This window comes from Bifidobacterium choerinum (genome assembly GCF_002761235.1).
Classification (GTDB): Bacteria; Actinomycetota; Actinomycetes; order Actinomycetales; family Bifidobacteriaceae; genus Bifidobacterium; species Bifidobacterium choerinum.
In genome coordinates this window covers 1713935-1723818 of the sequence record NZ_CP018044.1, presented here as the reverse complement: position 1 = coordinate 1723818, position 9884 = coordinate 1713935, and the positions used below count along the sequence as shown (strand labels likewise).

Below are 9884 nucleotides of genomic sequence, written 5' to 3'. Positions count from 1 at the left end.
CGAGCGCAGCGGCCGCGGCGGAAAAAATCACATAGTGAGACGCCGTCACAGCAGCGCGTCGAACAGCCGCTCGATGACGGCGTCGTTGAGCAGGCGGCCTCGTCGCGTCGCGACGAGGCGTACGCCGTCGGGGCGCTCGACGAGCCCTTCGTGCACGAGCTCGTCGGCGACGGCGGAGGCGTCGCGGCCGCTGATGCGTTCGATCTCGTCGAGGTCGAGCCCCTCGCGCAGGCGCATGCCGAGCATGACGCGCTCCTCGACGTCCTCGTCGGAGTCGATCCGCTCGCTGTCGGCCCACGGCACGTCGCCGAGCATGACGCGCTGCGCCCATGCGCGCGGATGGAGGATGTCCCATGCGCGCAGCGAGCGCGCGCCGCCGTCGGGCAACGTGTAGTGGCTGTGCGCGCCGGGGCCGACGCCCGCCCAGTCGACGTTCCTCCAGTAGCCGAGGTTGTGGCGGCTCTCGTGGCCGGGACGCGCCCAGTTCGAGATCTCGTACCACCGCAGTCCGGCGGCCGTGCACATGTCGTCGACGATCTCGTATTTGGCGGCCTCGTCGTCGTCGTCCGGCGCCGCGAGCTCGCCGGCGGCGATGCGCCGCCCCATCTTCGTGTGCGGCTCGACGGTCAGCGCATAGGCGGACAGGTGGTCGACGCCCAGCGCGAGCGCGGCCTCGACGCTCGTGCGCCAGTCGTCGAGGCTTTCGCCGGGCGCGCCGTAGATGAGGTCGACGCTCACCTCGAGGCCGGCCTCGCGTGCGGCGCGCACGCCGTCGGCGACGTTGCGCGGCGTGTGCGTGCGGTCGAGCGTGCGCAGCACGTGCGGCACCGCCGACTGCATGCCGAAGGAGATGCGCGTGAAGCCACCGTCGGCGAGCGCGCCGATCGCGGCGGCGTCGACGGTGTCCGGGTTCGCCTCGGTCGTGGTCTCGGCGTCGTCGGCGATGCCCCACAGCTCGCCGATCGCGTCGAGGACGGCGATCAGGTCGCGCGGCGGCAGCACGGTCGGCGTGCCGCCACCGAAGAAGACGCTCGAGGCGGCCGGCTCGTCGATGCCGTGCTCGAGCTGCCAGCGGCGCAGCAGGCGCAGCTCGGCGATCGCCGTCGACGCGTAGTCGCGCCGCGAGGCGCCCGGACCCATGTCGGGCGCCGTGTAGGTGTTGAAATCGCAGTAGCCGCAGCGGCGCAGGCAGAACGGCACATGCACGTAGACTTCGTAGGTCATCGGCGTGGCGTTCAACCTTCGGTCTTCTGGGCGGCGCGGATCTTGTCCTTCGTGTCGCGGTCGTTGCCGGTCTCGCCGGTCGCGAGCGCGGCGACAAAGGCCTCCTGCGGCACCTCGACGTGGCCGAGCATCTTCATGCGCTTCTTGCCGGCCTTCTGCTTCTCGAGGAGCTTGCGCTTGCGGGTGATGTCGCCGCCGTAGCACTTGGCGAGCACGTCCTTGCGCAGCGCGCGGATCGTCTCGCGCGCGATGATGCGCGAGCCGATCGCGGCCTGGATCGGGATCTCGAACTGCTGGCGCGGGATGAGCTCGCGCAGCTTCTTCGTCATCATGACGCCGTAGCCGTACGCCTTGTCGCGGTGCACGATCGCCGAGAACGCGTCCACCTTCTCGCCCTGGATGAGGATGTCGACCTTGACGAGGTCGGCCGCCTGCTCGCCGTCCTCGTGGTAGTCGAGCGACGCGTAGCCCTTCGTGCGGCTCTTGAGCTGGTCGAAGAAGTCGAAGACGATCTCGGCGAGCGGGATGCGGTAGTGCATCTCGACGCGGTCGGCGGAGATGTACTCCATCGTGCCCATGACACCACGGTGGTCCTGGCACAGCTCCATGACGGCGCCGATGAACTCCTTGGGAGTGATGATGTCGGCGGCCACGACCGGCTCGACGATCTTCTTGATCTTGCCCTCGGGGAACTCGCTCGGGTTGGTGACGCGGTGCACGGTGCCGTCCTCGCCCGTCACCTCGTACGGCACGTTCGGCGCCGTCGAGATCAGGTCGAGGCCGAATTCGCGGCTGAGTCGCTCGGAGACGATCTCCATGTGCAGCAGGCCGAGGAAGCCGCAGCGGAAGCCGAAGCCGAGCGCGACCGAGGTCTCCGGCTCGTAGACGAGCGCGGCGTCGTTGAGCTTGAGCTTGTCGAGCGCCTCGCGCAGCTCCGGGAACTGCGCGTTGTCGATCGGGAACAGGCCCGCGTACACCATCGGCTGCGGGTCGCGGTAGCCGGGCAGCGCCTCGGCGGCCGGATGCGCGGCCGACGTGATCGTGTCGCCGACCTTCGACTGGCTGACGTCCTTCGCGCCGGTGATGACGTAGCCGACCTCGCCGGCGCCGAGCGCGCGCGTCGGCATCATGTCGGGGCTGATGACGCCGATCTCGATCGGGTCGTAGGTCGTGCCCACGCCCATCATGTGCAGCTTCTCGCGCGAGCGCAGCTCGCCGTCGACCATGCGGATGTAGGTGACGATGCCGCGGTAGGAGTCGTAGACGGAGTCGAAGATCAGCGCGCGGGCGTCGCCGTCCGGGTCGCCCGACGGCGCCGGCACATCGACGACGATGCGGTCGAGCAGCTCGGCCACGCCCTCGCCGGTCTTGCCCGACACGCGCAGCACGTCGGAGGGGTCGCAGCCGATGAGGCCGGCGATCTCCTCGGCGTGCTTGTCCGGCTCGGCGCTCGGCAGGTCGATCTTGTTGAGCACCGGGATGATCGTCAGGTCGTGGTCGATCGCCATGTACAGGTTGGACAGCGTCTGCGCCTCGATGCCCTGCGTGGCGTCGACGAGCAGGACGGCGCCCTCGCATGCGGCGAGCGCGCGGGAGACCTCGTAGGTGAAGTCGACGTGGCCCGGGGTGTCGATCATGCCGAGCGTGTACTCCTGGCCGTCGTAGGTCCACGGCACGCGCACGGCCTGGGACTTGATCGTGATGCCGCGTTCCTGCTCGATGTCCATGCGGTCGAGGAAGCGGTCGCGCATCTCGCGCTCGGGGACGATGCCGCTGAGCTGAAGGATGCGGTCCGCGACCGTCGACTTGCCGTGGTCGATGTGCGCGATGATGCAGAAATTGCGGATCGCCGACTGATCGGTGAAACCGGGCTGATTGTGATGCTGGCTCAAGCCGCCCTCCTGTTGTACGATATCCGCGACCATTCTAGCGGCAGCGCACGGCAAACGGCCCCGCGCGCCGCATGCGACTTTATCCGCGGTGCATGGTATGCTTCACATCCGTATGTCCTTATAGAAACCGTTGTTTGGAGAATACATAGTGGCAAACATCAAGTCGCAGAAGAAGCGCGTCCTCACCAACGAGAAGGCGCACAAGCGCAACGTCGCGGTCAAGTCCGCGATCAAGACCGCAATCCGTCACACGCGCGAGGCCATCGCCTCCGGTGACAAGGCCGCCGCCGAGGCCGCCTTCCAGATCGCCGGCCGCAAGCTCGACCAGGCGGCCAGCAAGGGCGTCATCCACAAGAACCAGGCCGCGAACCGCAAGTCCGGTCTGGCGCTGAAGATCAACGCGATGTGATCTGATTCACGCTTGGCGAGAGGGCCCGGATGGTTGTCCATCCGGGCCCTCTCGTCGTTGCCGGGCCGCCGTCCGGCCTTGTTCCGCATCCGCGTCCATTCCTTCCACCGACGTCGCCCGCGCTCAGCGGCCGCCGTGCTGGGGCCGCCCGTGCGCCGCGACGGCGTCGCCGCCATGCGCGTCGCGCGGCACGTTCCCGTCGTTCCCGTCGTTTCCATCGCCGTGCCGCTCCGGCCGGTCGGCGGTGCGGTGGTGGACGCGCCGTTCGAGCAGGACGCGCGGCAGATGCGCCTTCGCGCGCGGCACGGCGCGGGGCAGCTGCCAGTCGAAGCGCACCGAGCCGAGGCGCAGCAGCACGACGAGGACGACGATCGCCACGTCGAGCGCCATCTCGGCGCGCTCGGAGATCATGCCGCGCGCATGCCAGCGCCACACCGGCACCGTGAGCATCGAGCCGATGACGGCGGGCACGATGTACCAGTGGCGGTCGCGGATGACCATCGGCACCTCGTTGAGCAGGATGTCGCGGATCATGCCGCCGCCCATCGCCGTGAAGGTGCCGAGGAACACGGCGGTCATGCCGCTCGTGTTGTGCAGCAGTCCCTTGCTCGTGCCGTTGACGGCGAACAGGCCGAGCGCGAGCGCGTCGATCGTGAACATCGACCATCTGAGCCGGTCGACCTCCGGATGGATGATCGCGACCGTGCATCCGGCGAGCAGCGCCGTGAGCACCGAGACGCGGTCGGAGATGCCGACCGGCGGCACGGCGCCGAGCAGCACGTCGCGGATGATGCCGCCGCCGAGCGCCGTCAGCCATGCGGTGATGATGATCGTGAAGACATCGTAGCCCTTGCGGATCGCGGCGAGGCCCCCGGCCATGCCGCAGCAGAAGATGGCGAGGTACTCCACGCCGAGGAAGAACGGCGAACTCTGCAGCGCAACCTCCATCGCTTCTCCTTTCCTCCCGGCCGCGCATCGGGGCACGGGACTCCTCCATTGTACGGTCCGGCCACCCGTGCGGGGACGGCGGCGCCGACGCTACGCGCTCGGCGTCATCGGCCGGCGCTCTCCCCTTTCTCTTTTTCCCTCATGCGAAACGGGCGGGCATCGTGATGATGCCCGCCCGTCACTACGATTCGGCGTGGATGCTCAGCACACCTTCCACATCCAGTTGTGCGGATCCTCGATCTCGCCGAGCTGGATGCCGAGCAGCTGGTTGCGGATCGCCATCGTCAGCTCGCCCGGCTGGCCGTCGCCGACGGTGACGTCGAACTTCTCGGACTTGAAGCGGCCGATCGGCGTGACGATCGCGGCGGTGCCGCAGGCGAAGACCTCGGTGACCTCGCCGGAGCGGATCTCGTCGAGCAGCTGCTCGAGCACGATCATCGTCTCGACGACGTCATGGCCGTCGTCCTCGAGCAGCTGGATGATCGAACGGCGCGTGACGCCCGGCAGGATGTTGCCGGTCAGGCTCGGCGTCTCGACGTGGCCGTCCTTGTGCACGACCATCATGTTCATGCCGCCGAGCTCCTCGAGATAGGTCTTCGTGGCGGCGTCGACGAAGCACACCTGCTCGCAGCCCTCGGCGATGCCGCGGTACTCGCCGAGCAGCGAGGCGGCGTAGTTGCCGCCGCACTTGGCGAAGCCGGTGCCGCCGGGGCCGGTGCGGAACCACTTGTCCTCGACCCAGATGCTCACCGGCTTGACGCCGCCGGCGAAGTACGGGCCGGACGGCGACGCGATGACGCAGTACTCGACCTCCTCGGGGGCGCGCACGCCGAGGAAGGCCTCGGACGCGAAGATGAACGGACGCAGGTACAGCGTGTACTCGCGGCGCGCCGGGACCCACTTGACGTCCTTCTCGACGAGCGCGGCGCACGAGCCGAGGAAGTCCTCGACCGAGACCTCGGGCAGGTACAGGCGCTTGGCCGAGTTCTGCATACGCTCGGCGTTCGCGTCGGGGCGGAACAGCCATGTGGAGCCGTCGGCGTGGCGGTACGCCTTGAGGCCTTCGAAGACCTCCTGCGCGTAGTGCAGCACCGAGGCGCCCGGGTCGAGCTTGATCGGCGCGTACGGCTCGATGCGGCGGTCGGACCAGCCCTCGCCCTTCGTCCACGTCATGTGGGCCATGCTGTCCGAGAAGACCTGGCCGAAGGCCGGCTTGTCGATGAGCTCCTCGCGCTTGGCGTCCGAGGCCGGGCTCGGGTTCGGCAGGACGGTGAACCGCTCGGCGAGGGAGTCGATGTACGCTGGATCGTGATGGGATTCATTGGTCATGGTGATGCTTCTTCGGGTGTGTCGTGAAAAATCGAAATCGTAGTGGTTGTCCAAGTGCGCTTTTGGCGCCGACATGCTTCACTCTTGCACAACCCCATGTCCAACGCGTTTCGCGCGTTCACATACTGGCCATCGGCGCCGGATGCGGCGACGCCCGCCCCGAAAGGATCGGGACGGGCGTCGCGAAGCGTGTCCCCGCGCCGGCGTCGCGGCGCGGGCGGCGGGAATCAGGCCTCCGGGTTCGACCCGTCGATGGCCGGGACGTTCTCCTCCTGCTCCTCGGTGACCTCCGGCAGCGGCGCGTCCTGCGGCACCTCGACGGTGACGACGGACTCGTCGAGGTCCTCCATGTCGAGCTCGACGCCCTCGGGCAGCTCGAGGTCCTTGAGGAAGACCTTGTCGCCGTCCTCCAGACCGTCGACGGTCACGACGATGCGCTCCGGCAGGTTGCTGACGTCGGCGCGGACCTTGAGCTCCTGGATGTCGACGAACGCGATGGCGGCGCCCTTCGGCGTGCCCTCGACGAAGACCGGCACCTCGACGTCGATCTTCTCGCCGGCCTTGACCTCGTAGAAATCGATGTGCTCGACGATGCGCTTGACCGGGTTGCGCTGGACGTCCTTGACGACCGCGAGCTTGCTGTCCTCGCCGTACTTGACGGTGATCAGCGCGTTCGTGTGGCGCAGCGCGAGCGTCGTCTCCTTCATCGGGAGCTTGACGTAGACCGGCTGGTCGCCGCCGGCGTAGATCGTCGCCGGGATCTGGCGGGCGGCGCGCATGCGGCGGGACGGGCCCTTGCCGAACTCGGTGCGCGGTTCGCCTTCGAGGACGATGGTGGTGTTTGCCATGATCTTGTTCTCCTTATATGCTCCGTCTTCGGCGCATCAACGAGCCGAAGACGCGCATCGGGGAGCGTCTTCGTGCCGAGTCGATAACGGAAGGCTCATATGCCTTCCCTCGCCAAAGCAACGTTTCGAGGTTAGGCGCCGGCGTGGACAACCCATGCGGCGTTCCCCCTGCGCATGGATGAGGCCGCCGGCACCCACCGTCCCGCTGCCGCCCATGTACAATGTGCTGCAGTCAGTCGGATATGTCGCATCGTCCGAGGAATCGAGGAAACGCCGGTCATGTCATCGTCATCGCCGTCAGTGCCGTCATCGTCTTCATCTTCATCTTCATCTTCATCATCGCCATCATCGCCATCATCGCCGTCGTCGCCGTCGCGCGCCGGGCGCATCGCCGCCGGCGTCGCGTCCGCCTGCGCGCTCGCCGCGGCGGCGGGCGTCGTCGGCGCGGGCGTCGGGCTGCTGCGCGCCGCGCTCGACGCCGACTGCCCGCAGTCGATCTTCGCAAGGCGCCGCCTGAACCATTTCGACGACCACGACGACGCGAACGTGCCCGTGTCCGAGCAGACCCGCCGCTGGTTCGAGGACACGCACCAGAGCGTCGTCATCCGCAGCTACGACCGGCTGCGGCTGCACGGCTGGCGCTTCGACCCGGACACGGCCCGGCCGATGCCCCACTGCTACGCGATCTGCGTGCACGGCTACACCGGCGGCCCCGGGGAGATGGCGCCGTGGGCGCAGCACTACGCGACGATGGGCTTCACGGTGTTCACGCCGGCGATGCGCGCGCACGAGCGCAGCGCCGGGCGCTACGTGACGATGGGCGCGCTCGAACGCAGGGACCTCAAGCAGTGGGTCAACCTCATCGTCTCGCGCGACCCGCAGGCGCGCATCCTGCTGCACGGCAACTCGATGGGCGCCGCGAGCGTGCTGCTCGCCGGCGCCGACCCCTGCCACGCGCCGAACATCAGGGCCATCGTCTCCGACAGCGCCTTCGTCTGCGCCACGGCGCAGCTCACGCACAGCATGGCCGACGCGCTGCATGTGCCGCGCGCGCTCGCGAGGCCCGCGGTCGGCGTCGCGAACCTGCTGCTCGGACGCCTCGCCGACGCCTCGCTCGCCGACGCCGACGTGCTCGGCGCCGTGCGGCGCCTGACGATCCCGACGCTGTTCGTCCAGGGCGACGCCGACGCGATCGTCGACCCCTCGAGCGCGCGCCGGCTCTACGAAGCGTGCGCGAGCAACGACTGCGAGCTGCTCGTCGTCCCGGGCGCCGGCCACGTCGCCTCGCTCGCGACCGACCCGCGGCTGTACTGGTCGACGGTCGACGGCTTCCTGCGGCGCATTCCCGCCTTCGCCGCCTGAGCGCGGCGCGGGATGCGCCGCAAGCGCATATGGATCGCATATATAACAGACATACGGAGGCATGCAAAAAGGAGGCCGGCCCCATCGGGGCCGGCCTCCTTCGCCGTACGGACCGGATCGCTCCGATCAGGCGAGCAGCTCCTTGACGGCTGCGATGACGGCCTGCAGGCTCGCCTTCGCGTCGCCGAAGAGCATCTGCGTGTTGTCCTCGAAGTACAGCTCGTTCTCGATGCCGGCGTAGCCCTTGCCGCGGCCGCGCTTCATGACGACGACGTTCTGCGACTTGTCGACGTCGAGGATCGGCATGCCGGAGACCGGCGTGCCCGGCTTGCGGGCGGCCGGGTTCGTCACGTCGTTCGCGCCGACGACGAGCGAGACGTTCGCGCTCGGGAACTGCGGGTTGATGTCGTCGAGGTCGACGAGCTCCTCGTACGGGACGTTCGCCTCGGCGAGCAGCACGTTCATGTGGCCGGGCATGCGGCCCGCGACCGGGTGGATCGCGTACTCGACCTCGACGCCGTGCTCCTTGAGCAGTTCGCCGAGGTCGGCGAGCTCGCGCTGCGCCTGCGCCTGGGCCAGACCGAAGCCGGGGACGAAGATGACCTTGTCCGCGTAGACGAGCTGGACGGCCAGATCGTCGGGCGAGGTCTCCTTCATCGTACCCTCCGGGCCCTCGGCGTCGCCGCCGGCGGCGTTCGAACCGCCGAAGCCGCCCGCGAGGACGGACATGAGCGGACGGTTCATCGCCTTGGACATGAGCACCGACAGCGTCACGCCGGCCGCGCCGACGAGGGCGCCGGCCACGATGAGCGCGACGTTGTCGATCGCCAGGCCGGACATCGCGACGGCGGTGCCGGTGCAGGCGTTGAGCACCGAGATGACGACCGGCATGTCGGCGCCGCCGATCGGGATGACGAACACGAGGCCGTAGCACAGCGCGAACACCGTCGTCAGGATCGACCACAGCACGCGGTGCTCGGGCTGCACGCACAGCATGACGAGCGCGGCGATCGTCAGCACGATGAACAGGATGTTCCACACGCTCTTGCCAGGCAGGCGCAGCTTCCTGACCCACTTGATGCCCTGCAGCTTGCCGGCCGCGACGAGCGAGCCGGTGAAGGTGACCGAGCCGATCATGACGCCGAGGCCCGCGGTGATGAGCACGACGAGGCTCGGGCTGCCGTCGCCGGCGAGGATGTCGTTGAGCGCGACGAGCGCGGCCGCGCCGCCGCCGACGGTGTTGAACACCGAGACGAGCTGCGGCATGTCGGTCATCTTGACCTTCTTCGCCGAGACGACGCCGGCGACGGCGCCGATCACGATGCCGGCGACGAGCACGACGAGCGCGGTCGTCGTGAAGACGCCGTCGACGAAGAGCTTGACGAAGGCCATCACGACGGCGATGACCATGCCGACCGCGGAGACGATGTTGCCCTTGCGGGCCGTCTTCGGCGAGTTCATGAAGTGCAGGCCCAGCACGAACAGGACCGCCGCGAGCACGTAGACGCACCATGCGACGACGTCGATCGTCGATGCGGGCACCCAATTGTCGTAGATCACTTGCTGCTCTCCTTCTTCTTCGCGTCGGACTTGTCGGACTTGAACATCTCAAGCATGCGATCGGTGACCACGTAGCCGCCGACGACGTTCATCGTGCCGAGAACGGCCGCCAGGAAGATGAACACGTAGGACAGCGTGCTCGTGGCGTGCGCGGCGACGATGACGACGCCGACGATGACGATGCCGTGGATCGAGTTGGCGCCGGACATCAGCGGCGTGTGCAGCGTCGCCGGCACCTTGCCGATGACCTCGATGCCGATGAGCAGCGCGAGGACGAACAGCGTGAGCGCGATCACGAGATTCGGCATGATG

General features: G+C 68.3%; 9 protein-coding genes. 2 read left to right on the top strand and 7 right to left on the bottom strand.

The features are described from left to right. Window positions 1-45 precede the first annotated feature (45 nt). Both hemW and lepA read right to left on the bottom strand, forming a co-directional pair. Entirely contained in the window at window positions 46-1224 is a 1179-nt protein-coding gene (hemW, locus tag BcFMB_RS06965; RefSeq protein WP_024541365.1) for a radical SAM family heme chaperone HemW, read from the bottom strand. Window positions 1225-1235: 11 nt separating this feature from the next. Next, the gene (gene lepA / locus BcFMB_RS06960; RefSeq protein WP_051354922.1) at window positions 1236-3149 is read right to left on the bottom strand and encodes a translation elongation factor 4; all 1914 of its coding nucleotides are present in this window, start codon (window positions 3147-3149) and stop codon (window positions 1236-1238) included. 115 nt (window positions 3150-3264) lie between these two features. Between lepA and rpsT the strand changes: the two genes are divergently transcribed. After that, window positions 3265-3525, top strand: coding sequence for a 30S ribosomal protein S20 (rpsT, locus tag BcFMB_RS06955; protein WP_024541367.1), 261 nt, complete (start codon window positions 3265-3267; stop codon window positions 3523-3525). Between the two features lie 123 nt (window positions 3526-3648). On the opposite strand, the gene BcFMB_RS06950 is transcribed toward rpsT, so the two are convergent. The 3 genes from BcFMB_RS06950 to BcFMB_RS06940 form a co-directional block, all read right to left on the bottom strand. Further along, a complete protein-coding gene (locus BcFMB_RS06950; protein WP_099721376.1) occupies window positions 3649-4473 on the bottom strand; it encodes a trimeric intracellular cation channel family protein in 825 nt (274 codons plus the stop codon). A 201-nt stretch (window positions 4474-4674) separates the two neighbouring features. Further along, on the bottom strand, window positions 4675-5802 hold the full coding sequence (locus BcFMB_RS06945) for a branched-chain amino acid aminotransferase (RefSeq protein ID WP_024541369.1): 1128 nt from the start codon (window positions 5800-5802) through the stop codon (window positions 4675-4677). Between the two features lie 227 nt (window positions 5803-6029). Further along, window positions 6030-6650: a 50S ribosomal protein L25/general stress protein Ctc gene (locus BcFMB_RS06940; RefSeq protein ID WP_024541370.1), complete on the bottom strand. Its 621-nt coding sequence runs from the start codon at window positions 6648-6650 to the stop codon at window positions 6030-6032. Window positions 6651-6929: 279 nt separating this feature from the next. On the opposite strand from BcFMB_RS06940, the gene BcFMB_RS06930 reads away from it, so the two are divergent. Further along, complete coding sequence (locus BcFMB_RS06930; RefSeq protein WP_157775193.1) at window positions 6930-8012, top strand: alpha/beta hydrolase; 1083 nt, start codon at window positions 6930-6932, stop codon at window positions 8010-8012. A 126-nt stretch (window positions 8013-8138) separates the two neighbouring features. Here BcFMB_RS06930 and BcFMB_RS06925 read toward each other — a convergent pair whose 3' ends face one another. Next, the gene (locus BcFMB_RS06925; protein ID WP_024541372.1) at window positions 8139-9554 is read right to left on the bottom strand and encodes an NAD(P)(+) transhydrogenase (Re/Si-specific) subunit beta; all 1416 of its coding nucleotides are present in this window, start codon (window positions 9552-9554) and stop codon (window positions 8139-8141) included. A 14-nt stretch (window positions 9555-9568) separates the two neighbouring features. Then, window positions 9569-9880, bottom strand: coding sequence for an NAD(P) transhydrogenase subunit alpha part 2 (locus BcFMB_RS06920; protein ID WP_024541373.1), 312 nt, complete (start codon window positions 9878-9880; stop codon window positions 9569-9571). Window positions 9881-9884 lie beyond the last annotated feature (4 nt).